Source organism: Streptomyces sp. NPDC041129, assembly GCF_055592265.1.
The window spans coordinates 1-24,312 of record NZ_JBVIYV010000005.1; the positions used below are offsets into that span (position 1 = coordinate 1).

Sequence of the window (24,312 nt, forward strand, 5' to 3'; positions counted from 1 at the left end):
CACGCGTACTCCCGATCACCACCGGAACTCACCCGAAGTGGAGTGCTCCCTGCCATGAAGGCTTCTCGTATCGCCGCCGCCACCGCCGTCGCGGGGTCGGCCGTCCTCGCCCTGTCCGGCACCGCCTTCGCGCACGTCAGCGTGCAGCCCGAAGGAACCGCGGCCAAGGGCGGCTACGCGGTCATCGACTTCAAGGTCCCCAACGAGCGCGACGACACCTCGACCACCAAGCTCGAGGTGAACTTCCCCGCCGACCACCCGCTGGCCTCGGTCATGCCCCAGCCGCTGCCCGGCTGGAGCGTGAAGGTCACCAAGTCCAAGCTGGACAAGCCGCTGACCATGCACGGGGAGAAGATCGACGAGGCCGTCACCAAGGTCACCTGGACCGCCGACGGCAAGGGCGTCGAGCCCGGCTACTTCCAGAAGTTCCCGCTCTCCGTCGGCGCCCTGCCCGAGGACACCGACCAGCTCGTGTTCAAGGCGGTCCAGACGTACTCCGACAAGGAGGTCGTGCGCTGGATCGAGGTGCCGCAGGAGGGCCAGGAGGAGCCGGAGAACCCCGCCCCGGTGCTGGAGCTGTCCGCCGCCACCGACGACCACCACGGCACCTCGGCCGCCGCCGACGAGGCCGCCGACAAGACCGACGGCAAGACCGGGCAAACCGCCGCCGCCGACGATGACGAGAAGAGCGGCAGCGACACCACCGCGCGCGTGCTCGGCGTGGTCGGCATCGTCATCGGTGCCGCGGGCGTGGCCTACGGCGTCCTCGCGGGCCGCCGCCGCACCGCCTGATCACCGTTCCGCGCGCGCACCGGGGGTCGTGCGACCCTTTCGTACGACCCCCGGTGCGCGCCGGAGTTATCACATCTGGGACATTTTTCTATGCGCAAGAAGACGTTCGCCGCGGCCGCGCTGCTCGCCGCCGCCTCCCTGACCCTCTCCGCCTGCGGCAGCGGTGACGACACCACATCACCCGTCTCCGTGGTCTCCGAGGAGTCCGGCTCCGGCAAGGCCGCGACCGTCCTGGACCGGCCGTTCGAGAAGCCGGACCTGGTCCTGACCGACACGCACGGCAAGAAGTACGACCTGCGCGCCGAGACCAAGGGCCACCCGACCCTGGTCTACTTCGGCTACACGCACTGCCCCGACATCTGCCCGACGACGATGAGCAACATCGCCGTCGCCAAGAAGGCACTGCCCAAGGCCGAGCAGGACGACCTCAGGGTCGTCTTCGTCACCACCGACCCCGACCGCGACACCCCCGCCGAGCTGGGCAAGTGGCTCAAGGGCATCGACCCCCGGTTCACCGGCCTGACCGGTGACTTCGCCACCATCCAGGCCGGCGCCCGCTCGCTGGGCATCTCCATCGAGCCGACGACGAAGGACAAGAACGGCAAGGTCGTCTCGGTGCACGGCACCCAGGTCATCGCCTTCTCACCGAAGACCGACGGCGGCTACGTCCTCTACGGCGAGGACACCACCGTCGACGACTACACCAAGGACCTGCCCAAGCTCGTCGAGGGAGCCAAGCCGTGAGGCGTGCGGTCCTGCCCGCGGCCGCCCTCGCCGGTTCCCTGGCCCTCACGGGCTGCGGCTCCGGTTCGGAACCGGGCTCCGGCTCGGGCGCCTCCAAGGCCGAGTTGTCCGTGAGTTCGGTGTACATGCCCCAGCCGGTCTCCCCCGACATGGCCGCCGGATTCCTGACGATCGCCAACCGCGGTGGCGCGAAGGACGCGCTGACCTCCGTCAGCAGCGAGGTCGCCGGCCGGGTCACCATGCACAGCACCGTCGGCGGAGCCATGCGGGAGAAGACCTCCTTCGCGATACCCGCCCACGGCCGGCTGGTCTTCAGAAGCGGCGGCAACCATCTGATGTTCGAGGAGCTGAAGCGCACGCCGAAGCAGGGCCAGCACGTGACCCTGAAGCTCACGTTCGCCGAGTCCGGGCCCCTCACCGTCGAGATGCCGGTGAAGTCCGCCACGTACAACCCGTCGACCGGACACTGAGGGAGGGACCATCTTGACGCGGACCATCACCCCCCGCCTGCGCACCCTGGTGCTGCTGCTCATCGCCGTCACCGGCGCGCTGCTCGCGGGCGCCGGTCCGGCCGCCGCGCACGCCGCGCTGACCGGCAGCGACCCCGCGCAGGGGGTGGTGGTCGACAAGGCACCCACCCAGGTGTCGCTCACCTTCTCCGAGAAGGTGGCCATGAACGACGACTCACTGCAGGTCCTCGACCCCAAGGGCAGAAAGGTCCAGGTCGGCTCCCCGGTCAACGTGAGCGGGACCACGTACGCCGTGAAGCTCAAGGGCGGCCTCGCCAAGGGCACCTACACGGTCGGCTACCAGGTCGTCTCGGCCGACAGCCACCCCGTCGCCGGTGCCTACACCTTCTCCATCGGGGCGCCCTCGCAGACCGTCGTCTCCGGCGTCGGCACGACAGCGGGCGACACGGCCGTCGGCCGGCTCTACTCCGTCGGGCGGTACGTCTCCTACGCCGGCTTCATCGTGCTGGCGGGCGGCGCCGCCTTCGTGCTCGCCTGCTGGCAGCGCGGCTCGGGCGTACGGGCCCTGCAGCGGCTGGTGGTCGGCGGCTGGCTGACGCTCACCGCGTCCACCCTCTGGCTGCTCCTGCTGCGCGGCTCCTACACCTCCTCGGGGAAGTTCGGCGACGTCTTCGACCTGAACCTGCTCGGACAGGTGCTGCAGACCAAGACCGGCGCGGCGCTGGTCTCGCGGCTGCTGCTGCTCGCCGCCGCCGCGCTGTTCATCGCCGTCCTCTTCGGCGCCTACAACCGGCGGGAGGAAGCCGAGGAGAAGCGCGACCTGACCTTCGGGCTGACCGTCGGCGGCGTGGTCGTCGCCGCCGGGCTCGCGGCGAGCTGGGCCATGGCCGAGCACGCCTCCACCGGACTCCAGCCGGGCATCGCCATGCCCGTCGACGTGGCTCACCTGCTGGCCGTCGCCGCCTGGCTGGGCGGCCTCACCGCCCTGCTGGTCGCCCTGTACCGGGCGCCCGCGGACACCCCGGTCGAGTCCGCCGCCGTCCACCGCTTCTCCCGCCTCGCCTTCGCCTCCGTCCTCACCCTCGTCGCCACCGGCACCTACCAGTCCTGGCGGCAGCTCGGCGCCTGGTCGGCGTTCACCGAGACCCGGTACGGGCAACTGCTGCTGGTCAAGATCGCGCTGGTGGCACTGCTGGTCGGCATCGCCTGGATCTCCCGGCGCTGGACGGGACGGCTCGGGGACCAGGTCACCGAAGCCGGACGGACCGAGCGGACCGAGAAGGAGCCCGTGCCGGCGCCGGCCTCCACCGGCTCGGAGGCCACCCCCGGTGACGGCGAGCGCGCCGCCCAGCTCGCCCGCCAGCGGGCTGCGGTGGACGCCGCCCGGCAGAAGCGGCAGCGGGACGCCGACCCGAACCGCTTCGGACTGCGCCGCTCGGTGCTCGCCGAGGCCGGTGTCGCCGTCGTGCTGCTCGCCGTCACCACCTGGCTGACCCAGACCGAGCCGGGCCGCACGGAGCTGGACGCCAAGGCGGCCTCCTCGTCCTCCTCCAGTTCCTCGTCGTCCTCGTCCGGCGCGCTGACCCTGGACATGCCCTTCGACACCGGCGGCACCGACGGCAAGGGCCTGGTCCGGATCGACTTCGACCCCGCGCGCGTGGGCGGCAATGAGATGCACGTCTACGTCCAGCGGCCCAACGGGCGCGCCTTCGACGTCCCCGAGGTGAAGGTCGCCCTCACCCTCGCGGCGAGGAAGATCGGGCCGCTCCCCGTGACCCCGGACCACATCACCACCGGCCACTGGGCGGCGAGCGGAGTGCAGATCCCCATGGCGGGCGGCTGGAAGGTCGCCGTGACCGTGCGGACCTCCGACATCGACCAGGTGACCGTCTCCAAGAACGCGCAGATCGGCTGAACCACACCATGCCCGACCAGTCCCTTCCCGAGACCCGCACGCCCGGCTCCCCGGCCCGCGAACCGAGCGCCCACGGCGACACCGCCGAGGGCCGCCGTGGTGTCTCCCGGCGCGCTCTGCTCGGGACCGCCGGTGCCACCGGGCTGGCGCTCGGCGCGGCCGGTGGGGCCGTGGGATACGCCTCCGCTCCCGCCCAGGCCACTCCGCTGACCTCGGTGGGCACCGGCCGGGCGATGTTTCACGGGAAACATCAGCCCGGCATCACCGAGGGACTCCAGGCCCGCGGCCACCTCGTCGCCTTCGACCTCGCGGCGGGGGCGGGCCGCAAGGAGGCGGCGGCCCTGCTGCGCCGCTGGTCGGCGACGGCCGAGCGGCTGATGGCGGGTGAGACGGCACCCCAGGGCGACACCGGTGTCGCCCTGGACGCGGGACCGTCCTCACTGACGATCACCTTCGGCTTCGGCCACGGCTTCTTCGGGCGGACCGGCCTGGAGAAGCAGCGGCCGGCCGCCCTGGACCCGTTGCCCGACTTCTCCTCCGACCGGCTCGACAAGGCGCGCAGCGACGGCCACCTGTGGGTGCAGATCGGCGCCGACGACGCCCTCGTCGCCTTCCACGCCCTGCGCGCGATCCAGAAGGACGCCGGCCACGCGGCCCGCGTGCGCTGGCAGATGAACGGCTTCAACCGCAGCCCCGGCACCACCGCCCACCCCATGACGGCCCGCAACCTCATGGGCCAGATCGACGGCACCCGCAATCCCAAGCCCGCCGACGCCGACTTCGACCGGCGGATCTTCGTACCCGCCTCGGCGGAGCCCGCGTGGATGGCGAACGGCTCCTACGCCGTCGTCCGCCGTATCCGCATGCTCCTCGACGACTGGGAGACGCTGTCGCTCGCGGCCCAGGAAGCGGTCATCGGGCGCCGCAAGGACACCGGGGCGCCGCTGTCCGGGGGCGACGAGACGACACCGATGGACCTGGACCGGACCGACGCCAAGGGCGAGTTGGCCGTCCCCATCAACGCCCACGCCCGGATCACCCGGCCCGACCGCAACGGTGGCGCCGCCATGCTGCGGCGCCCGTTCTCCTACCACGACGGCATCGACCAGGACGGCACGCCGGACGCCGGGCTGCTCTTCGTCTGCTGGCAGGCGGACCCGCTGCGCGGCTTCGTACCGGTGCAGCGCAAGCTCGACCGGGGCGACGCCCTGTCGAAGTTCATCCGGCACGAGGCCAGCGGCCTGTACGCGGTGCCCGGCGGCGCGGCCGAGGGAGAGTACGTGGGACAGAGGCTCCTGGAGGGGTGATTCCGGGTCGAGAACCACCCGCCCGGGCTTTCAAACCACCCGGTCGAGTGGCGTCGATGAGACACGGGAACCCCTCGCCCCGGCGCCCATTAGGGTGAGGACATGCCAGCGAGCTATGCGTATCTCGGTCCCGAAGGCACCTTCACCGAAGTCGCCCTGCGCACGCTTCCGGAGGCGGCCACCCGGGAGCTGATGCCCTACGTGTCGGTGCAGTCCGCGCTGGACGCGGTGCGGGCCGGCGAGGCCGAGGCCGCGTTCGTGCCGATCGAGAACTCCGTCGAGGGCGGCATCACCACCACCCTGGACGAGCTGGTCGCGGGCGAGCCGCTGACGATCTACCGCGAGGTGCTGCTGTCGATCACCTTCGCACTGCTGGTCCGGCCGGGCACCCGGCTGGCGGACATCAAGACGGTCTCCGCCCATCCGGCGGCCCAGCCGCAGGTGCGCAACTGGCTCAAGGCGAACCTGCCGGACGTCCACTGGGAGTCGGCCGCCTCCAACGCGGACGCCGCGCGGCTGGTCCAGGAGGGCCAGTACGACGCCGCCTTCGCCGGCGAGTTCGCCGCCGCCCGGTACGGCCTGGAGGCCCTGGAGACCGGAATCCACGACGCGGAGAACGCGCAGACCCGCTTCGTGCTCGTCGGCCGCCCGGCCCGGCCCGCGGCACCGACCGGCGCCGACAAGACCTCGGTGGTGCTGTGGCAGCGGGACGACCACCCCGGCGCCCTGCGCGACCTGCTGGGCGAATTCGCCACCCGGGGCATCAACCTCATGCTGCTGCAGTCCCGGCCGACCGGCGCCGGCATCGGCAACTACTGCTTCTGCATCGACGCCGAGGGGCACATCTCCGACCGGCGGATGGCCGAGGCGCTGATGGGGCTGAAGCGGATCTGCCTCCAGGTGCGGTTCCTGGGCTCCTATCCGCGCGCCGACATCCTCCCCGGCGAGGCCCGGGCCACCACGCCCGGCACTTCGGACAAGGAGTTCGTGGCGGCCGCCGACTGGGTGGCGCGCTGCCAGGACGGCCGGTTCTGAGGCGGTCGTAGACTGCTCCCGGTCAGTCCTACCTGCATATCTTCGTTATCCACAGAAGTTATCCACAGGTCCGCTTCTCGACCTGGGGACAAGTCGACAAGGGCGAGCGGTCCCGTCGACAAATCGCCCTGGAAGTCCCCCTTGCGGCCACCGTCCCGCACGTCACCCTTCGTCCACCCGTTTCCTTTGGTTCATCTTTTGGGGCGACCCCTTTCCACTCGAAAGTAGGTGTCACCCCTGCTTGAGGCGAGAATTCCTTCGTCCGGCCGAAACTTCCGGAGTGATCAATTCCGGAATCCACAGACTTTCCGCACAGCCTGTGGATAACTCCCCCGGCGGCCTGTATCGCTGTGGACAACGACCTCTCCAAGTCCCGCCCTCCGCAAGGAAATCCGGTCAACCGGGAATGCGCCGCCTGCCTCGTTCCAGGGATTGAGACACCTTTTCTTGACACCCTCCACCACTCTGCGCAATTGCCCTGAAACGGCACGTAAGGCGCGAGTCGCAATAGTGAGTCGTGACCTGCGAGCTCGCACCGGTAGCCTTGCTCGCGTGATTGACCTTCGCCTGCTCCGTGAGGACCCCGACCGTGTGCGCGCGTCCCAGCGCGCCCGTGGAGAGGACGTCGCGCTCGTCGACTCCCTCCTGTCTGCCGACGAACGGCGCAGGTCCTCCGGCGTCCGCTTCGACGAGCTGCGCGCCGAGCAGAAGTCGCTCGGCAAGCTGATCCCCAAGGCAACCCCGGAGGAGAAGGCCGAGCTGCTGGCCCGCGCCGAGCAGCTCAAGGCCGACGTCAAGGCCGCCGACGCCGAGCGCGACGCCGCCGACAGCGAGACCCAGCAGCTGCTGCAGCGGCTCGGCAACCTCGTCCACCCCGACGTGCCCGTCGGCGGCGAGGAGGACTTCGTCACGCTGGAGACGCACGGCACCATCCGCGACTTCGGCGCCGAGGGCTTCGAGCCCAAGGACCACCTGGAGCTCGGTCAGGTGCTCGGCGCGATCGACGTCGAGCGCGGCGCCAAGGTCTCCGGCTCCCGCTTCTACTTTCTCACCGGTGTCGGCGCCCTGCTGGAGCTGGCCCTGGTGAACGCGGCCCTCGCCCAGGCCACCGCGGCCGGCTTCACCCCGATGCTGACCCCGGCGCTGGTGCGCCCGCAATCCATGGCGGGCACCGGCTTCCTCGGTCAGGCGGCCCAGGACGTCTACCACCTCGACAAGGACGACCTGTACCTGGTCGGCACCTCCGAGGTCCCGCTCGCGGCCTACCACATGGACGAGATCATCGACGCCGACAAGCTGCCGCTGCGGTACGCCGGCTTCTCGCCCTGCTTCCGCCGCGAGGCCGGCTCGCACGGCAAGGACACCCGGGGCATCTTCCGTGTGCACCAGTTCGACAAGGTCGAGATGTTCTCCTACGTGACTCCCGAGGACTCCCAGCAGGAGCACAAGCGCCTGCTGGAGTGGGAGAAGCAGTGGCTGACCTCGCTGGAGCTGCCCTTCCGCGTCATCGACGTCGCCTCCGCCGACCTCGGCGCCTCGGCCTCCCGTAAGTACGACTGCGAGGCGTGGATCCCGACCCAGGGCAAGTACCGCGAGCTGACGTCGACCTCGGACTGCACCGAGTTCCAGTCCCGCCGCCTGTCGATCCGCATGCGCGACGGCAAGCAGGTCCGCCCGCTGGCCACCCTCAACGGCACCCTGTGCGCCGTGCCGCGCACGATCGTGGCGATCCTGGAGAACCACCAGCTGGCGGACGGCTCCGTCCGGGTTCCCGAGGTGCTGCGCCCGTACCTGGGCGGCCGGGAGGTCCTGGAGCCGGTCGCCAAGTGAGCGCCGGATTCCCGTTCCGATTGATCGCGACCGACCTCGACGGGACGCTCCTGCGCTCCGACGAGTCGATCTCGCGGCGCACCCGTGACGCGCTCGCCGCGGCCACCGCGGCGGGCGCGGCCCACATCGTCGTCACCGGCCGCGCGGTCCCCTGGACCCGCCACATCCTGGACGACCTCGGCTACGACGGCCTCGCCGTCTGCGGCCAGGGCGCCCAGGTGTACGACGCCGGCGCGCACCGCCTGCTGACCTCCGTCACCCTGGACCGGCAGCTCGCGGGCGTGGCCCTGGCGAAGCTCGAGGCGGAGGTGGGCCCGCTGTACCTGGCGGCGAGCCGGGACGGCCTGGAGGGCGAGGTGCTGGTGGGACCGGGCTACGCGGTCACGGGCAACCTCCCCGCCACCCCGTTCACGGACGCGGCCGACCTGTGGTCCGCCCCGCTGAACAAGGTCTACATACAGCACCCGACGCTCGGCGACGACGAACTGGCGGACGTGGCCCGTCGCGTGGCCGGCGGTTTCGTCACGGTGGCCATGGCGGGCGCGGGCATCGTGGAGCTGCTGCCGCTCGGCCTGTCCAAGGCCACGGGCCTCTCCCTGGCCGCCCGCCGGCTGGGCCTGAAGGCCGCCGACACGATCGCCTTCGGCGACATGCCCAACGACATCCCGATGTTCGGCTGGGCCGCCCACGGCGTAGCCATGGCCAACGCCCACGAGGAACTCAGGGCGGTGGCGGACGAGGTCACCACCTCCAACGAGGAGGACGGCATCGCGGCAGTCCTGGAGCGGTTGCTGCCGTGAGCGTCTCGCGGTGACAACGTCTCGCGGAGGATGCACGAATCGAACGTGCGCGGGCTTTCACACCCGACCTTGACTTGCTTCTGACCGAACACAGCGCAAGTCAGTGCCTTGCCACTCGGCCAATCCTCCGGGTGGGCGGCCCACGCGCGAGCGACATCGCGTGCTCGAAGCGGCCGCCCCGGGCAGTTCCCATGAGCTCTACGGAGAAGTGGCGATCACTCCGGAGCCCGCCTCGGGCTGCCCTGACGGGAGCTGGGCGTACTGTCGTGCATGGACATCGCCCGGCTCCTCTCCCGGTCCATGACGCCGGGTCCGTCCCGGCGGGTGGGGCACAACCACTGTGCCCCGCACCGGAATTGGGCGCCACCGAATTATCCGGGACCGCGTCCGTCCTACCGGCGCCGCCATCTGCGCCGGCGCGCCTTGCCGAAGAACCACCCCGCGGGCGGCTCGTCCGACCGCCAGGGCTGCGGCTCCGGCGACTCGGCGCGCCAGCGGGCGGCGAGCATTCGGGCCCGCGCGGACGGCTCGGAGGTCTCCGCGGCCCGTACGAACGCCTCGTCCAGGACGGTCTCGTCCCAGTCGTCGCCCTCGGCCCGCCCGGCTCCGCCGTGCTCCGGTGTCCGCTCAGCCATCCGCGGCCTCCCAGCCGTACATCCGCTCCGTCCAGTGTGCCCGGGCGGAGGTGAAGGCCCCGTCAAGGACGACCGGGGCCCTCACGGGCCTACTCCTCGCCCGCCAGCTTCAGTGCGCGCAGCTTCTGGCCGGCGTACCAGGTGGCCAGGACGGTGACGGCGACGAGCAGCACCGTGGCCGTCGTCAGGCCGACGTCGGAGGTCACCAGGTCACCGCCGGCGAGCTTCTGGGCGACGGCGAGCGACCACTGCTGGACGCTGAGCGTCCGCGCTCCCGGCACCAGGGAGCCGAACAGTGCCTCCCAGACGAGCGCGTAGACGAGCCCGAGGACCACGGCGTGCCGGGACACCGTGCCCAGCAGCAGGAACAGCGCCGAGTAGGCGATGGAGGAGACCAGCGCGGCCACCGTGTAGGCGACGGCGATCTGCTGGCCGTTGCCGTTCAGGATCAGTCCCGCGAGCATGGTCGGCACGGCGGAGAACACCATGGTCACCGCGATGGCGACGATCAGCTTGGTCAGGATGATCGTCGGCCGCTTCAGCGGCTTGGACAGCAGGTACACCACGGAGCCGTCGTCGATCTCCGGCCCGATGGCGCCCGTGCCCGCGATGACTCCGATGATCGGCACCATGGTGGCCAGCGCGAAGCCGCCCAGGACGTCGGCGGCCGTCTGGTCGTCGGCGCCGGTGAGGGCGCGTACGGCCACGGAGATCACGAGCAGCAGCAGCGGCAGCGCGCCGAGGATGAGGGCCCGGCGGCGGCCGAGCAGGGCCCGGTAGGTGAGCCGGGCGACGGTGGGGTCGTACATCATGGGCCTCCTACGCCGCGACCAGGTACGAGAAGACGGACTCGAGGGACTCGTCGGACGGCGAGACCGTGAGCAGCCGGATGCCATGGTCCCGGGCGACCTTCGGCAGCAGCGCGGTGAAGCGGCCGAAGTCGACGGCCTGGACGCGCAGCGCGCCCTCGGTGACGTCGACCTCGATGCCGGACGTCGACGGGTCGGCGATCAGCGCGGCCGCGAGGGCGCGGTCGTCGCTGGAGCGCACCAGGTAGCGGTGCGGCCGGTCGGTCATCAGGCGGCGGATCCTGCGGAAGTCGCCGCTGGCGGCGTGCCGTCCTGCGACGACCACCTCGATGTGCCGGGCGAGCTGCTCGACCTCCTCGAGGATGTGTGAGGAGAACAGCACCGTGCGGCCCTCGTCGCCCATCCGCCGCAGCAGATCCATGAGCTGCATGCGCTGGCGCGGGTCCATGCCGTTGAACGGCTCGTCGAGCAGCAGCAGGGAGGGTTCGTGGACCAGCGCGGAGGCCATCTTCACCCGCTGGCGCATGCCCTTGGAGTACGTGGAGATCTTCCGGTCCTGCGCGTACTCCATCTCGACCGTGGCGAGCGCCCGCTGGGCGGCCTTCGCGCCGAGTCCGTGCAGCTCGGCGTTGGCGACGACGAACTCGCGGCCGGTGAGGAAGTCGTACATCGCCTCCCGCTCGGGGACGATGCCGATGTGCTTGTAGATGGCCTCGTTGCGCCACACCGGCTGCCCGTCGAGGGTGACCGAGCCGGTGGAGGGGGCGAGAAAGCCGCCCATCATGTTGATGAGGGTGGACTTTCCGGCGCCGTTCGGGCCGAGCAGGCCGGTGACGCCTGGGCCGATGGTCATGGTGATGTCGTTGACGGCGACCACGTTGCCGAACCAGCGGGAGACGTGGTCGATGCTGAGGGTCGTCACAGCCCCACCTTCTTGTAGCGGCGGATCAGGAGGGCGTAGCACGCGGCGATCAGGCCGAGCACGACCAGGACGTACACCGCGCCCTCGCCGCTGGACGGGCCGGTGCCGCCGGGGAAGCCGGAGCTGCCGCCGAGGAACGCGGACTGGACGCCGTCGACCAGGGTGACCGGCGAGAACAGGCCGATCCACGGCACGGCCTCGGTGCTGCCCTGCACGTCGGCGATGGCCTGGAGCGTGGAGACGGCTCCGTAGGAGATGGTCAGCACGGCGATCACGGCGGCGATGCCGAAGCCGCGGCGCGGGGTGACGGCGGCGATGACCAGGCCGATCCCGGCGAACAGCAGCGAGAGCAGGGCCACGGAGACCAGCCCCTGGGCGAATTCCTCGGTCTGGTGCGCGAAGCCCATCTTCGCCAGCAGCGCGCCCGCGTACATCACGAGCAGGGGAGCGCCGGTGAGGACGAACAGGGCCGAGGCGAGCGCGGCGAACTTCGCCCGCACGTAGTCGGCGGTCTCGATGGGCCGCGAGAAGTACAGCGGCACGGTCTTGAAGCGCAGATCGCGGGAGACGGACTGGGGCGCCTGCGAGGCGACGTACAGGCTGATCACCGCCTGCATGACGATCGCCCAGCGGGTGTAGGCGTGGGCGAGCGGCAGTTCGTGCGCCTTGGTGGCCACCGCGACGGCCACCATGATGGCCGCGGGCACGCACATCACCACGAACAGCAGCATCGGCAGCACCTTGGACTTCACCGAGCGGCCGAGGCCGTAGGCGCCGCGCAGGGACTGCGAGTACAGCGAGCGGCGTGCGTAGCCGCGGCCCAGGCGAGGGCCGTCGTAGCCGCGGTAGCCGATGTCGTGGATGCGGGACTGGTCGCCGCCGGCGGTCACCGGCGCGGGCTGCTCAACCGCCATGGCCGACGGCCTCCTTCCGCTGCTCGTCGCTGCTGGTGAACACCTCGGAGATGTGGTGCCGGCGCTGCTCCATGCGCACCAGACCGAGACCGAGGTCGGCGACGACGTCGCGCACCAGGTCGTACGTCTCCTCGCCGGGGGCGGTCAGCAGCAGGATGTGTCCGGCGCCCGGCAGACCGCCGCCCTCGTCGTGGGTGTCCACCCCGCGCGCGCGGAGCGCCTCGCGGACCGCGCGGGTGCCGTCCGGGTGGCTGTCGCTGTCGGTGACCTCGATCGCGAGGGTGGTCGTGGTCTGGGTGAAGTCGGTGGTGGAGCTGGAGCGCAGCAGCCTGCCGCCGTCGACGACGACGACGTGGTCGCAGGTGCGTTCCAGCTCGCCCAGCAGGTGCGAGGTGACCAGGACCGAGATGCCGAAGTCGGTGTGGATGCGGCGGATCAGGCCGAGCATCTCGTCCCGGCCGACCGGGTCCAGGCCGTTCGTCGGCTCGTCCAGGAAGACCAGCCGCGGGTCGTGCACCAGGGCCTGGGCCAGCTTCACCCGCTGCTTCATGCCGGTGGAGTAGCCGCCGATGGGGCGGTAGCGCTCCTCGTACAGGCCGACGTGGCGCAGGGTGTCCGCGGTGCGCTCGCGCGCGGCGGTGGGCGGCAGGCCGGACATCCGCGCCATGTGCACGACGAACTCGGTGGCCGAGACGTCGGGCGGCAGGCAGTCGTGCTCCGGCATGTAGCCCACGCGCTCGCGGATGGCGGCGCCCTCGGTCGCCACGTCGAGGCCGAGCACCGCGGCGCGCCCTTCCGTTGCGGGGGACAGACCCAGCAGGATCTTGATCAGGGTGGACTTGCCGGCGCCGTTGGCTCCGACGAGTCCGGTCACACCGGGTCCGATGTCCATGGACAGCCGGTCGAGCGCGGTCACCCGGGGGAACCGCTTGCTCAGGCTTTCGGTCGCGATCACAGTCACGGTTCGAAGGTAGTGACGCCGGCCACGCCGGTCGTCAGACCTCAGAGCCGTCTTCACGTCAGACTCGAGTAGGACGGGACCCTGAGCGATCCCCTGCCCCGGACCTACCCGGCAGCCGCTCACCGGCCGTTGTCCACAGCCCTTGATCCACCCTATTGACGCCGCCTCTAACAACTGTCACATTCACCAGTGTCAAGTTACGGACGCGTACCGCAGTCGACGGACGGGGCGGCATGACGACGGCAGTGAGCAGCGAACTCTCCGCGGAGCTGCGGGGGTTCAGGCGGGTGCAGCGCCTCGCCTACGAGTGCGCGGAGGCGGTCGCGGCACGTCTGGAGCCCGGCGTCACCGAGCGCGAGGCGGCCCGGATGCAACGCGAGTGGCTGCGGGAGCGCGGGGTACGGGACTGGTTCCACCTTCCCTTCGCCTGGTTCGGCGACCGCACGGCGTTCGTGGGCTTCCGCCTGCCGCTGCAGTTCTTCCCGACCGACCGCCGGCTGGAGCCCGGGATGCCGTTCATCCTGGACATGGCGCCGGTGTTCGAGGGATGCACCGCGGACATCGGCTACTCGGGCTCGCTCGGCGTCAACCCGGTGCAGGACCGGCTGATGGCGGATCTGGAGGCGCACCGAGAGCTGATCCTGCGGGAAGTGCGCGAGCGGCGCCCGCTGCGCGAGATCTACCAGGACGTGGACCGCCTCATGGTCCGCCAGGGCTACGCCAACCGGCACCGCGCGTATCCCTTCGGGGTGATCGCCCACAAGGTGGACCGGGTGAAGGCCCGCCGCTTCTCCCCGCGTCTGTTCGGGTTCGGCACGCAGTCCCTCAAAGGGCTCGCCGCCGACGCCCTGCACGGCCACCGCGAGGGCTGGTCGCCCCTGTGGTCGCCGTACCGCTTCTCCGACCACCCGCCGCGGCCGGGTCTGTGGGCGGTCGAACCCCACCTCGGGTTCCGGGGTACGGGCGCGAAGTTCGAGGAGATCCTGGTGGTCACCGACTCCCAGGATCCCGAGGAGAGCGCCTTCTGGCTGGACGACGATCTGCCGCACGTGCGGCGCTGGGCGGAGGCGAAGTGACACTGAAGGGAGCGCGTGAGCGCCGGGTGCACACCGGCGGGGTCGAGCTGTGCGTGGCCGAACTGGGCGATCCGCAAGCGCCCACCGTGGTGCTGGTGCACGGCTATCCGGACAGCAAGGAGGTCTGGTCGGAGGTGGCCGCACGCCTCACCGACCGCTTCCACGTGGTGCTGTACGACGTCCGGGGCCACGGCCGCTCCACGGCACCGCGGCCGCTGCGCGGCGGTTTCACCCTGCCCAAGCTCACCGACGACTTCATGGCCGTGGTGGACGCGGTGAGCCCGGACCGGCCCGTGCACCTGGTGGGCCACGACTGGGGCTCGGTGCAGTCCTGGGAGTTCGTCACGGTGGGCCGCACGGAAGGCCGCATCGCCTCCTTCACCTCCATGTCCGGGCCGTCCCTCGACCACTTCGGGCACTGGATCAACGCGCGCGTGAAGCGTCCGACGCCCCGCCGGGTGGGCCAGCTCCTCGGCCAGGGCGCCAAGTCCTGGTACGTCTACCTGCTGCACACCCCCGCCCTGCCGGAACTGGCCTGGCGGGGCCCGCTCGGCAAGCGCTGGCCCAGGATCCTGGAGCGGGCCGAGAAGGTACCCGCGGGTGACTACCCGACCGCGTCCCTGCCCACCGACGCCGCGCACGGCGCCTGGCTGTACCGGGACAACGTCCGCGCCCGTCTGCGCAGGCCCCGCCCGGACGCGTTCGCGCACGCGCCCGTGCAGCTGATCACCCCCCTGGGCGACGCGTTCCTGTCGGAGCGGCTCTACGACGACCTGGACGAGTGGGTACCGCGGCTGACCCGCCGCACGCTGCCGGCCAAGCACTGGATCCCGCGCACCCGGCCCGACCAGGTGGCCGCGTGGATCGAGGAGTTCGTCAAGGGCGTCGAGGGCGGCCGGCCGGAGTCGAAGGCCAACGGCCGCCACGCGGAGCGGTTCGGCGGGCAGCTGGTGCTCGTCACCGGCGCGGGCAGCGGTATAGGCCGGGCCACGGCGTTCGCCTTCGCCGAGGCCGGGGCGCGGGTGGTGGCCGTCGACCGCGACGCCGAGGCGGCCGCCCGCACCGCCGAACTGTCCCGGCTGATCGGCGCCCCCGAGGCCTGGGCGGAGACGGCGGACGTCTCGGACGAGCAGGCCATGGAGAAGCTGGCCGAGCGGGTGCACAGCGCGTACGGCGTGCTGGACGTCCTGGTCAACAACGCGGGCATCGGCCTCTCGGGCTCCTTCTTCACCACGACCACGGACGACTGGCGCAAGGTCCTGGACGTCAATCTGTGGGGAGTCATCCACGGTTGCCGGCTCTTCGGCGCGCGCATGGCCGAGCGCGGGCAGGGCGGTCACATCGTCAACATCGCCTCGGCGGCCGCCTATCAGCCGTCCCGGGCACTGCCCGCCTACAGCACGTCCAAGGCGGCGGTACTGATGCTCTCCGAGTGCCTGCGGGCCGAACTCGCCGGACAGGACATCGGAGTCACGGCCGTCTGTCCCGGGCTGGTCAACACCAACATCACCGCCACGGCCCGCTTCACCGGGGTCGACGAGGCGGAGGAACGCCGCCGTCAGCAGCGCTCGGCCCGCCTGTACGGCCTGCGCAACTACCCACCGGAGAAGGTCGCGGACGCCGTCCTGGACGCGGTGACACGCAACAGAGCGGTGGTCCCGGTGACCCCGGAGGCCCGAGGCGCCCACCTCCTGTCCCGCTTCATGCCGGGAGCACTGCGAAGACTGGCCCGCGTGAACCCGAAACTGTGAGGCCCGAGCGCCCTGTCGGCCACAGCGACTGCCCGGCCGCCCAGGCGCGGGCATGCGCGCCGCCAGGGGCGGCACGCCCCGGCTCCGGCAACCGGCCAAGGACATCCACATGACCGACCCACCACCCCAGAAGACCTACCGCATCGAGGATTTGGCGCACCATTCCGGCACCACGGTGAGGACCATCCGCGCCTACCAGGACAAGAACCTCCTCCCCCGCCCCCGGCGCGAGGGCCGGGCCAACCTCTACTCCGACCTCCACCTCACCCGCCTCCGTGAGATCGCCCACCTCCTCGAACGCGGCTACACCCTCGCCTCGATCAGGGAACTCCTGGACGCCTGGGACACCGGACGCGGACTGGGCGGAGTCCTGGGACTGGCCACGGAGGTGGAGGGCCCGTGGACCGACGAGCAACCGGCCCGCATCACCCGCGCGGAACTCGACGCCCGCTTCGGTGACGCCCCCGACGCCGACGCCGTGACCGAGGCACTCGAACTGGGCGTACTCGAACCGGTGGTGGACGACCCCGACACTTTTCTCGTACCCAGTCCACAAGAGCTGTACGTGGCAGCCGAGTTGCACTCCGCGGGCGTGCCCCTGTCCGCGATCGCCGGCCATCTGCGGGAGTTGCGCGGCGACATCGAGCACATCGCCGCCCGTTTCCTGGAGTTCACCACCGAGCACGTCTTCGCCCGGTACCTGGACGACCCGGCCCACCGTACGGACGCCGACGCGGACGAAGCGGCCTCTCTGGTGCGCAGGCTGCGCCCCCTGGCCAGACAGACGGTGGATGCCGAACTCGCTCGCGCCATGCGTACGTTCGCGGTGCGGCACCTCCGGGCCGGGCTCGGCTCCGACGACCCGCCACAGCCCCCGGAAGGCAAGCGCTCCGTCGAACTGCCCGCGGATGTGATCAATGGCGTGGAGGCCCTGGTTGGCCGGGAGCGGGCGTCCGCCTTCATAGCGCTCGCCGCCGAACGGGAGCTCAGAGCAAGAGCATTGGACAACATGATCACAACAAGGCAAGCAGACCCAGCAGTTGATGAAAGGCCATGAATCACCCGCCCGTTGTCCACAACTTTTACAAATAACCTGTGGATAACGCGAGTTGCTTGTGGACCAAACCTCAAGGCGAAAAATAACCTGCGTGATCCGCGTCTCTCCCGCACTCTGGAGAGATGGACGACAGACGCACCGTGAAGGTGTCGAAGTACCTCTCGAAACACCTCCGCCACCAGCCCGAGCGCATCGGCCTCACGCTGGACCCGGCCGGCTGGGTCGAGATCGACACGCTGATCGCCGCGGCCACCGCGCACGGATTCCGCTTCACCCGCGAGGAACTCGACCACGTGGTGGCCGCCAACGACAAGCGGCGCTTCGCCGTGGAGGGCACCAGGATCCGCGCCAGCCAGGGACACAGCGTCGAGGTCGACCTCGGCCTGCCTCCCGCGCCCCCGCCGCCGTACCTCTACCACGGCACCGTCGCCGGCAACCTGGACGCGATCCGCGCCGAGGGCCTGCGGCCCATGAACCGGCACGACGTCCATCTGTCCGCCGACCGCGAGACCGCGACCCGGGTCGGCGCCCGCCGTGGCAGGCCCGTCGTCCTCGGCGTGGACGCGGGCGCCATGCACCGCGACGGCCACGTCTTCCACGTCAGCGCGAACGGGGTGTGGCTCACCCGGGCGGTACCGCCCCGCTACCTGCGCTTCCCCGCCGCGCACTGACCTCCGGCCGACGCCCCCGCAAGGGGCCTGCTCGCCCTGTAGCGCGGCGGCCACACACAGTGGCCGATTTCGGCCATTACCGAGCCTCCCCCGTACGCTCGGACGCATGAGTCTGCGTCTGAGCACCGTGATCCTGCCGTACCGCCGCTGGAGCGAGGGCGGCCGCGCGGCCTGGGTACGGGCCGAGGAGCTCGGTTTCCACACCGCGTACACCTACGACCACCTGTCCTGGCGCACCTTCCGCGACGGCCCGTGGTTCGGTGCGCTGCCGACCCTGACCGCCGCCGCGGGCGTCACCGACCGGCTGCGTCTGGGCACGCTGGTCACCTCCCCGAACTTCCGGCACCCGGTGACCCTCGCCAAGGAACTGATCTCCCTGGACGACGTCTCCGGTGGCCGCGTGACCCTGGGTATCGGCGCGGGCGGCACCGGCTTCGACGCCACCGCCCTCGGCCAGGAGCCGTGGACGCCGCGCGAGCGTGCCGACCGGTTCGCCGAGTTCGTGCCGCTGCTCGACCGGCTGCTCACCGAGGACTCCGTGACGCACGAGGGCCGGTTCTACTCCGCGGTGGAGGCGCGCAACATCCCCGGTTGTGTGCAGCGGCCCCGGCTGCCCTTCGCCGTGGCGGCCACCGGCCAGCGCGGGCTGCGGCTCGCCGCGCGGTACGGACAGGCGTGGGTGACCACCGGCGACCCGAAGCTGTACGAGAACGGCACTCCGGAGGAGTCCGTCGCCGCACTGCGCGGGCAGACGGCGAAGCTGGCCGAGGCCTGCGCGGAGGCCGGCCGGGACGTGGCCGAGCTGGACAAGGTGCTGCTCACCGGCTTCACCCCGGACCGCGGCAGGCCGCTGGAGTCGCTGGACGCCTTCGTGGACTTCGCGGGCCGTCACCGGGAGCTCGGCTTCACCGAGATCGTGCTCCACTGGCCGATCCCGGACTCCGACTTCGCCGCGGACGAGAAGGTCTTCGAGCGGATCGCCATGGAAGGGCTCGCCCAGCTCTCGTGATCCGGTGGCGGAGACGTCGTCCGTCGGCCGACTGCGGTGTGTCGGTGGACTCATCTGTGCGGACTCCCGCACGGGCGTGCGGGCATATGCGCCAGAATGGCCGGGTGACCTCAGCGACCAGACAGCCCGGGACCCCGGCCGCCGCCTTTCGGCCGCGGCTGATCGCCACCGACCTCGACGGCACTCTCCTGCGCGACGACAAGTCGGTCTCCCCGAGGACGGTCGCCGCGCTGGCCGCCGCGGAGGAGGCCGGCATCGAGGTCTTCTTCGTCACCGGCCGGCCGGCCCGCTGGATGGACGTCGTCAGTGAGCACGTGCACGGCCACGGCCTGGCAATCTGCGGCAACGGCGCCGCCGTGGTCGACCTGCACGGCGGCCCCGGCACCCACCGGTTCGTGAAGGTGCGGGAACTGGCCCGTCGGAACGCGCTGGACGCCGTACGGCTGCTGCGCGACGCGGCACCCGGCACGGTGTTCGCGGTCGAGCAGACGTACGGCTTCCATCAGGAGCCCGCCTATCCCAAGCTGCACATGGAGACGCCGGACAACCTGCTGCCCGCGGAGGAGCTCCTCGCGGCCGACGGCCCGGACGCCGACCAGCCGGTACTCAAGATCCTCGCCTACCACCACGACCTCGACCCGGACGCCTTCCTCACTCTGGCCCGGCTGGCGGTCGGTGAGCGCGCCAACGTCACCCGCTCCAGCCCCAGCGCGCTGCTGGAACTCAGCGGTCCCGGAGTCTCCAAGGCCAGCACCCTCGCCCTGTGCTGCGCCGAGCGCGGCATCTCGCACGAGGAGGTCGTCGCGTTCGGCGACATGCCCAACGACGTCGAGATGCTGACCTGGGCAGGCCGGTCGTACGCGATGGGCAACGCCCACCCGGACGTCCTCGCCGCCGCCTCGGGCCGTACGGTCGCCAACAACGAGGACGGCGTGGCGATCGTCATCGAGCGCATGCTCGCCGAACGGGACTGACACCCGTCCGGTCCGGCCGTACCGGTGCCCGGCGCGCCCTCAGCGCGCCGCCACCAGCGACTCCGCGGCCGCCTCCCGCCGTGCCATCGCCCGCAGCGGCCCGTCCACGGCGGCCAGCTCCGCGTACGGTCCCCGCTGCACCACCCGGCCCTCGTCGAGCACGACCACCTCGTCCACCGCGTCGAGCCCGGCCAGCCGGTGGGTGATCAGCAGTGTCGTACGGCCCTCGGTGGCGGCCAGCAGATCCTCGGTGAGCGCGTCCGCCGTCGGCAGGTCCAGGTGCTCGGCGGGCTCGTCCAGAACGAGCAGCGGGAAGTCGGCCAGCAGTGCGCGGGCCAGGGCGAGACGCTGACGCTGCCCGCCGGACAGCCGTGCCCCGTGCTCGCCGACGAGCGTGTCCAGCCCGTCGGGCAGCCCGTCCACCCAGTCCAGCAGCCGGGCCCGGGACAGCGCGTCCCGCAGGCCGGCCTCGTCGGCGTCCTTCCGGGCGAGCAGCAGGTTCTCACGCACCGTGCTGTCGAAGAGGTGGGCGTCCTGGGCGCACAGTCCGACGAGCCGCCGCACCTCGTCGCCGGCCAGGGCGTACGCGTCCACACCTGCGAGCGTGTACGAGCCCGCCCCGGCGTCGAGGAACCGCAGCAGCACCTGGGCGAGCGTCGTCTTGCCGGAGCCGGACGCACCGACCACGGCGATCCGCCGCCCACGCTCCAGGGTGAGGTCCAGCCCGGCCAGCGCCTCGTGCCGCTGACCGGGGTGGCGGGCGGTCAGGTCCCGGAGCACGAGGGGGAAGGGCGAGACGGGCGCCTGCCGCGGCCGCTCCGGCTCGGTGACGGGCTCCGGGGCGTCGAGCACCTCGAACACCCGCTCCGCGCTGCGGCGCACCCGCTGGCGATGACGCACGGCGAGCGGCAGCCCCAGTACGGCCTCGAAGGCGGCCAGCGGGGTGAGCACCACCACGGCCATCGCCACTCCGCCGAGCCGGCCCGTGGCCACCGCCTGGGCGCCCAGCCCCGCGGTCGCGGTGACGGTCAGGCCGCAGACCAGTGCGGTGAGCCCGTCGCCGAGGGCGGTGGCGGTGGCGCCGCGCGCGGCGATCCGGGTGAGGGTGCCGTCGGCCCGCCGGGCCGCCGCGGTACGGGCCGGCAGGGCGCCGGCGACGGTCAGCTCGGCGGTGCCGGTGAGCAGGTCGGTCACCCGGGTCGCGAGCGCACCGCGGGCGGGCGCCAGTCGCCGCTCGGCGCGCCGGGCCGCGGCGGCGGTGACCAGGGGGACTCCGGCACCGGCCACCAGGAGGCCCGCGGCGAGGGCGGCCCCGGCCTCGGGCAGCAGCCAGGCCGTGAAGGCGACGGCGACGGTGGAGACGGCGGCCGCGACCCCGGCGGGCAGCAGCCAGCGCAGCCAGTAGTCCTGGAACGCGTCGACGTCGGCGACCAGCCGGGTGAGCAGATCGCCGCGACGGGCCGTCCGCAGCCCGGCGGGCGCCAGCCGCTCCAGCCGCCGGTACACGGCGGCCCGGGTGTCGGCCAGCATCCGCAGAACGGCGTCGTGCGAGACGAGTCGCTCGGCGTACCGGAAGACGGCCCGTCCGATCCCGAACGCCCGCGTCGCCGTCACGGCCACCATCAGGTAGAGCACCGGCGGATGCTGCGAGGCCCGTGAGATGAGCCAGCCGGAGGTGGCCATCAGCCCGACCGCACTGCCGAGCGCCAGGCCTCCGAGCAGCAGCGCGAGCAGCAGCCGGCCGCGCCGGGGACCCGCCAGGGCTCGTACTCGGGCCGATGTCCGCCCGCGCGAAGCCGGGACCCCGGTCTCCGGCTCCGATCCGGCCTCGGCGGAGCCGATCGCCTCGACCGAACGCGTGCTGAGGTCGACGGTGTCCGTGGCCGTACCGGCGGCGGGCGTCTCGGCAGTGGTCGTCCCGACGGCGGGCGGCGCGGGAAGGTCCAGCCTGACCGTCCGGTCCGCCACCTCCAGCAGCGCCGGCCGGTGCACCACCAGCAGCACCGTGCGGCCGACCGCCAGCCGTCGCACCGCCGCCACGACCTCGGCCTCCGTCGCGCCGTCCAGCGCGGCCGTCGGCTCGTCCAGCAGCAGGACGGGCCGGTCGGCGAGGAAGGCACGGGCCAGCGCGAGCCGCTGGCGCTGGCCGGCGGACAGTCCCGCCCCGTCCTCGCCGAGCACCGTCCCGGCGCCCTCGGGCAGCGCGTCCACGAACTCCAGCGCGCCCGCATCCCGCAGTGCGCTGCGCACAGCGGCGTGGTCCGCCTCGGGCCTGGCCAGCCGTACGTTCTCCGCGATGGTCCCGGCGTACAGGTGCGGCCGCTGCGGCACCCACGCGATCCGCGAGCGCCACTCCTCGAGGTCGAGGTCGGCGAGGTCCGTCCCGCCGACGCGCACCCGGCCTTCGGTGGGCCGGACGAAGCCCAGCAGCACGTTCAGCAGGCTCGTCTTGCCCGCACCGCTCGGTCCGACCAGGGCCACGGTCTCACCGGGCTCGACGGTGAAGGACACGCCCGCCAGAGCATCGGCCGAGCGCTGCGGGTAGCGGACCGTCACCGCGTCGAAGGCGATGGTGCCCGGCCGGACCGACGCGGTGCCGGCGGCCGGCACCGGTGTCTCCAGCACGGCGAAGATCTCCTCCGCCGCCGCGAGCCCCTCCGCCGCCGCGTGGTACTGCGCCCCCACCTGGCGCAGCGGCAGATAGGCCTCGGGCGCCAGCACCAGGATGACGAGCCCGGTGTACAGGTCCATGTCGCCATGGACGAGGCGCATGCCGATCGTCACGGCGACCAGCGCGACCGAGAGTGTGGCCAGCAGCTCCAGGGCGAACGAGGAGAGGAAGGCGATCCGCAGGGTCTGCATGGTGGCCTGGCGGTACTCACCGGTGATTCGCCGGATGGACTCGGCCTGGGCCTTGGCCCGGCCGAACACCTTCAGTGTGGGCAGCCCCGCGACCACGTCCAGGAAGTGGCCGGAAAGCCGGGACAGCAGTTGCCACTGACGGTCCATCCGGGACTGGGTGGCCCAGCCGATCAGCATCATGAAGAGAGGGATGAGCGGCAGGGTGCCGACGATGATCGCCGCCGACACCCAGTCCTCGGTGACGATGCGCGCCAGCACGGCCACCGGGACGATCACCGCGAGCCCCAACTGCGGAAGGTAGCGGGAGAAGTAGTCGTCGAGGGCATCGACTCCGCGTGTGGCCAGGGTGACCAGCGAGCCGGTCCGCTGCCCGCCGAGCCAGCCGGGACCCAGCCGAACCGCGCGGTCCAGCACACGTCCACGCAGCTCCGATTTCACGGCCGTGCTGGCCCGGTGAGCGGCGAGCTCGGTGAGCCACGCGATGATCGACCGGCCCACGGCCACGGCGGCCAACAGCAGCAGAGAGGTGCGGAGTTCGGCGAACGCCTGACCGTGCTGGAACGCCCCGGTGACCACCTCGGCGATGAGCATCGCCTGGGCGATGAGCAGCCCGGCCCCGACGGCTCCCAGAGCGACGGTCGCCACCAGGAAGAGACGGGTGGCACGGGCGTATCGCAGCAGGCGCGGATCGATCGGTTTCACGTGAAACATGCCCTTCCGTCCGGAGGGTGTGTTTCACGTGAAACACACCCTCGGCGGGTCTCAGTGCGCGGCGTCGGCTATGTGCTGCGTGCCGATCCGCTTGCGGAACACCCAGTAGGTCCACCCCTGGTAGAGCAGCACGAGCGGCGTGGCGACGGCCGCGCACCAGGTCATGATCTTCAGGGTGTACGGGCTCGACGAGGCGTTGGTGACCGTGAGGCTCCAGTCTCCTTCGAGCGTGGACGGCATGACGTTCGGGAAGAGCGACAGGAAGAGCATCGCCACGGCCGCCACGATCGTCACGCCGGACAGCGCGAACGACCATCCCTCACGCCCCGCCTGGTTGGCGACCAGCGCGGCCACCAGTGCGGCGAACGCCACGATCAGCGCCACCAGACTCTTGCCGTCACCGCTGTCGGCCTGCGTCCAGAGCAGGAAGACGAGCGCCACAACGGCGGTGACAAGCCCGACCTTCAGCGCCAGCTTCCGCGCCCGCACCCGGATGTCGCCCACGGTCTTCAGTGCGGTGAACACCGCCCCGTGGAAGGTGAACAGCGTCAGCGTCACCAGGCCGCCGAGCAGGGCGTAGGGGTTGAGCAGATCCAGGAGGCCGCCGACGTACTCGAAGTGCCGGTCGATCTTCACGCCCCGCACGATGTTCCCGAAGGCCACGCCCCACAGGAACGCCGGGACGAGCGAGGTCCAGAAGATGGCCGTCTCCCAGTTGCGCTGCCAGTTCTCCTCAGGCCGCTTGGCCCGGTACTCGAAGGCCACACCCCGGACGATCAGGCAGACCAGGATGACCAGCAGCGGCAGGTAGAAGCCGGAGAAGAGGGTGGCGTACCACTCCGGGAAGGCGGCGAAGGTCGCGCCGCCCGCCGTGAGCAGCCACACCTCGTTGCCGTCCCAGACGGGCCCGATGGTGTTGATGAGCACCCGGCGTTCGGGCCGATCGCGGGCCAGCAGCTTGGTGAGGATGCCGACCCCGAAGTCGAAGCCCTCCAGGAAGAAATAGCCGGTCCACAGGACGGCGATCAGGACGAACCAGACGTCGTGAAGTTCCATGACTGTCCCCT

General features: G+C 71.6%; 21 protein-coding genes and 1 tRNA gene. 14 read left to right on the forward strand and 8 right to left on the reverse strand.

Annotated features, from left to right (window positions below; genetic code table 11):
* Window positions 1-54: 54 nt before the first annotated feature.
* The 8 genes from ACZ6B1_RS17935 (at window position 55) to ACZ6B1_RS17970 (ending at window position 8,893) form a co-directional block, all read left to right on the forward strand.
* On the forward strand, window positions 55-792 hold the full coding sequence (locus tag ACZ6B1_RS17935; protein WP_468779417.1) for a YcnI family copper-binding membrane protein: 738 nt from the start codon (window positions 55-57) through the stop codon (window positions 790-792).
* A 90-nt stretch (window positions 793-882) separates the two neighbouring features.
* A complete protein-coding gene (locus ACZ6B1_RS17940) occupies window positions 883-1,536 on the forward strand; it encodes an SCO family protein (RefSeq protein ID WP_468779418.1) in 654 nt (217 codons plus the stop codon).
* Window positions 1,533-2,006, forward strand: a complete 474-nt coding sequence (locus ACZ6B1_RS17945; protein ID WP_468779420.1) for a copper chaperone PCu(A)C — start codon at window positions 1,533-1,535, stop codon at window positions 2,004-2,006. Before ACZ6B1_RS17940 ends, ACZ6B1_RS17945 begins: the two co-directional genes overlap by 4 nt.
* 13 nt (window positions 2,007-2,019) lie before the next feature.
* Window positions 2,020-3,921 (forward strand): copper resistance CopC/CopD family protein, encoded by a 1,902-nt coding sequence (locus ACZ6B1_RS17950; protein ID WP_468779422.1) that lies wholly within the window; start codon window positions 2,020-2,022, stop codon window positions 3,919-3,921.
* 8 nt (window positions 3,922-3,929) lie between these two features.
* On the forward strand, window positions 3,930-5,228 hold the full coding sequence (gene efeB, locus ACZ6B1_RS17955) for an iron uptake transporter deferrochelatase/peroxidase subunit (protein ID WP_468779424.1): 1,299 nt from the start codon (window positions 3,930-3,932) through the stop codon (window positions 5,226-5,228).
* Window positions 5,229-5,330: 102 nt separating this feature from the next.
* Entirely contained in the window at window positions 5,331-6,263 is a 933-nt protein-coding gene (pheA, locus tag ACZ6B1_RS17960) for a prephenate dehydratase (protein WP_468779426.1), read from the forward strand.
* Window positions 6,264-6,815: 552 nt separating this feature from the next.
* Window positions 6,816-8,093 carry a serine--tRNA ligase gene (gene serS / locus ACZ6B1_RS17965; protein ID WP_468779427.1) on the forward strand — a complete coding sequence of 426 codons (1,278 nt, stop codon included), beginning with the start codon at window positions 6,816-6,818 and terminating at the stop codon, window positions 8,091-8,093.
* Entirely contained in the window at window positions 8,090-8,893 is an 804-nt protein-coding gene (locus ACZ6B1_RS17970; protein ID WP_468779429.1) for an HAD family hydrolase, read from the forward strand. The genes serS and ACZ6B1_RS17970 overlap by 4 nt, the downstream gene beginning before the upstream one ends.
* Window positions 8,894-8,917: 24 nt before the next feature.
* On the opposite strand, the gene ACZ6B1_RS17975 is transcribed toward ACZ6B1_RS17970, so the two are convergent.
* From ACZ6B1_RS17975 to ACZ6B1_RS18000, 6 genes are all read right to left on the reverse strand, one after another.
* Window positions 8,918-9,022: transfer RNA gene (locus ACZ6B1_RS17975), tRNA-OTHER, on the reverse strand.
* A 263-nt stretch (window positions 9,023-9,285) separates the two neighbouring features.
* A complete protein-coding gene (locus ACZ6B1_RS17980; protein ID WP_468779431.1) occupies window positions 9,286-9,528 on the reverse strand; it encodes an SGM_3592 family protein in 243 nt (80 codons plus the stop codon).
* A gap of 89 nt (window positions 9,529-9,617) precedes the next feature.
* Window positions 9,618-10,337: an ABC transporter permease subunit gene (locus ACZ6B1_RS17985; RefSeq protein WP_468779432.1), complete on the reverse strand. Its 720-nt coding sequence runs from the start codon at window positions 10,335-10,337 to the stop codon at window positions 9,618-9,620.
* 10 nt (window positions 10,338-10,347) lie between these two features.
* Window positions 10,348-11,259, reverse strand: a complete 912-nt coding sequence (locus tag ACZ6B1_RS17990) for an ABC transporter ATP-binding protein (protein WP_468779433.1) — start codon at window positions 11,257-11,259, stop codon at window positions 10,348-10,350.
* Window positions 11,256-12,173 (reverse strand): ABC transporter permease subunit, encoded by a 918-nt coding sequence (locus tag ACZ6B1_RS17995; RefSeq protein WP_468779435.1) that lies wholly within the window; start codon window positions 12,171-12,173, stop codon window positions 11,256-11,258. Before ACZ6B1_RS17995 ends, ACZ6B1_RS17990 begins: the two co-directional genes overlap by 4 nt.
* Complete coding sequence (locus tag ACZ6B1_RS18000) at window positions 12,163-13,128, reverse strand: ABC transporter ATP-binding protein (RefSeq protein ID WP_468780125.1); 966 nt, start codon at window positions 13,126-13,128, stop codon at window positions 12,163-12,165. The genes ACZ6B1_RS17995 and ACZ6B1_RS18000 overlap by 11 nt, the downstream gene beginning before the upstream one ends.
* A 239-nt stretch (window positions 13,129-13,367) precedes the next feature.
* On the opposite strand from ACZ6B1_RS18000, the gene ACZ6B1_RS18005 reads away from it, so the two are divergent.
* From ACZ6B1_RS18005 to ACZ6B1_RS18030, 6 genes are all read left to right on the forward strand, one after another.
* Window positions 13,368-14,210 (forward strand): M24 family metallopeptidase, encoded by an 843-nt coding sequence (locus ACZ6B1_RS18005; protein ID WP_468779437.1) that lies wholly within the window; start codon window positions 13,368-13,370, stop codon window positions 14,208-14,210.
* A complete protein-coding gene (locus ACZ6B1_RS18010) occupies window positions 14,207-15,961 on the forward strand; it encodes an SDR family oxidoreductase (RefSeq protein WP_468779440.1) in 1,755 nt (584 codons plus the stop codon). The genes ACZ6B1_RS18005 and ACZ6B1_RS18010 overlap by 4 nt, the downstream gene beginning before the upstream one ends.
* Before the next feature lie 109 nt (window positions 15,962-16,070).
* Entirely contained in the window at window positions 16,071-17,018 is a 948-nt protein-coding gene (locus tag ACZ6B1_RS18015; RefSeq protein ID WP_468779442.1) for a MerR family transcriptional regulator, read from the forward strand.
* A 122-nt stretch (window positions 17,019-17,140) separates the two neighbouring features.
* Window positions 17,141-17,689 carry an RNA 2'-phosphotransferase gene (locus tag ACZ6B1_RS18020; RefSeq protein ID WP_468779444.1) on the forward strand — a complete coding sequence of 183 codons (549 nt, stop codon included), beginning with the start codon at window positions 17,141-17,143 and terminating at the stop codon, window positions 17,687-17,689.
* Window positions 17,690-17,795: 106 nt separating this feature from the next.
* On the forward strand, window positions 17,796-18,698 hold the full coding sequence (locus ACZ6B1_RS18025; protein WP_468779445.1) for an LLM class flavin-dependent oxidoreductase: 903 nt from the start codon (window positions 17,796-17,798) through the stop codon (window positions 18,696-18,698).
* 86 nt (window positions 18,699-18,784) lie between these two features.
* Window positions 18,785-19,672 (forward strand): Cof-type HAD-IIB family hydrolase, encoded by an 888-nt coding sequence (locus ACZ6B1_RS18030; RefSeq protein ID WP_468779447.1) that lies wholly within the window; start codon window positions 18,785-18,787, stop codon window positions 19,670-19,672.
* A gap of 39 nt (window positions 19,673-19,711) precedes the next feature.
* On the opposite strand, the gene cydD is transcribed toward ACZ6B1_RS18030, so the two are convergent.
* Window positions 19,712-23,245, reverse strand: coding sequence for a thiol reductant ABC exporter subunit CydD (gene cydD, locus ACZ6B1_RS18035; RefSeq protein WP_468779448.1), 3,534 nt, complete (start codon window positions 23,243-23,245; stop codon window positions 19,712-19,714).
* Window positions 23,246-23,296: 51 nt separating this feature from the next.
* Window positions 23,297-24,301, reverse strand: a complete 1,005-nt coding sequence (cydB, locus tag ACZ6B1_RS18040) for a cytochrome d ubiquinol oxidase subunit II (RefSeq protein ID WP_468779450.1) — start codon at window positions 24,299-24,301, stop codon at window positions 23,297-23,299.
* Between the last annotated feature and the right edge of the window lie 11 nt (window positions 24,302-24,312).

Bases quoted from the DNA above. Each gene is read 5' to 3' on its own strand.
- efeB (WP_468779424.1), top strand. From the start codon at position 3,930: ATGCCCGACCAGTCCCTTCCCGAGACCCGCACGCCCGGCTCCCCGGCC.
- ACZ6B1_RS18025 (WP_468779445.1), top strand. From the start codon at position 17,796: ATGAGTCTGCGTCTGAGCACCGTGATCCTGCCGTACCGCCGCTGGAGC.
- ACZ6B1_RS18015 (WP_468779442.1), top strand. From the start codon at position 16,071: ATGACCGACCCACCACCCCAGAAGACCTACCGCATCGAGGATTTGGCG.
- ACZ6B1_RS17995 (WP_468779435.1), bottom strand. From the start codon at position 12,173: ATGGCGGTTGAGCAGCCCGCGCCGGTGACCGCCGGCGGCGACCAGTCC.
- ACZ6B1_RS17935 (WP_468779417.1), top strand. From the start codon at position 55: ATGAAGGCTTCTCGTATCGCCGCCGCCACCGCCGTCGCGGGGTCGGCC.
- ACZ6B1_RS17985 (WP_468779432.1), bottom strand. From the start codon at position 10,337: ATGTACGACCCCACCGTCGCCCGGCTCACCTACCGGGCCCTGCTCGGC.
- ACZ6B1_RS18020 (WP_468779444.1), top strand. From the start codon at position 17,141: ATGGACGACAGACGCACCGTGAAGGTGTCGAAGTACCTCTCGAAACAC.
- cydB (WP_468779450.1), bottom strand. From the start codon at position 24,301: ATGGAACTTCACGACGTCTGGTTCGTCCTGATCGCCGTCCTGTGGACC.
- ACZ6B1_RS18005 (WP_468779437.1), top strand. From the start codon at position 13,368: ATGACGACGGCAGTGAGCAGCGAACTCTCCGCGGAGCTGCGGGGGTTC.
- cydD (WP_468779448.1), bottom strand. From the start codon at position 23,245: ATGTTTCACGTGAAACCGATCGATCCGCGCCTGCTGCGATACGCCCGT.
- ACZ6B1_RS17980 (WP_468779431.1), bottom strand. From the start codon at position 9,528: ATGGCTGAGCGGACACCGGAGCACGGCGGAGCCGGGCGGGCCGAGGGC.
- pheA (WP_468779426.1), top strand. From the start codon at position 5,331: ATGCCAGCGAGCTATGCGTATCTCGGTCCCGAAGGCACCTTCACCGAA.
- ACZ6B1_RS17940 (WP_468779418.1), top strand. From the start codon at position 883: ATGCGCAAGAAGACGTTCGCCGCGGCCGCGCTGCTCGCCGCCGCCTCC.
- ACZ6B1_RS18030 (WP_468779447.1), top strand. From the start codon at position 18,785: ATGCGCCAGAATGGCCGGGTGACCTCAGCGACCAGACAGCCCGGGACC.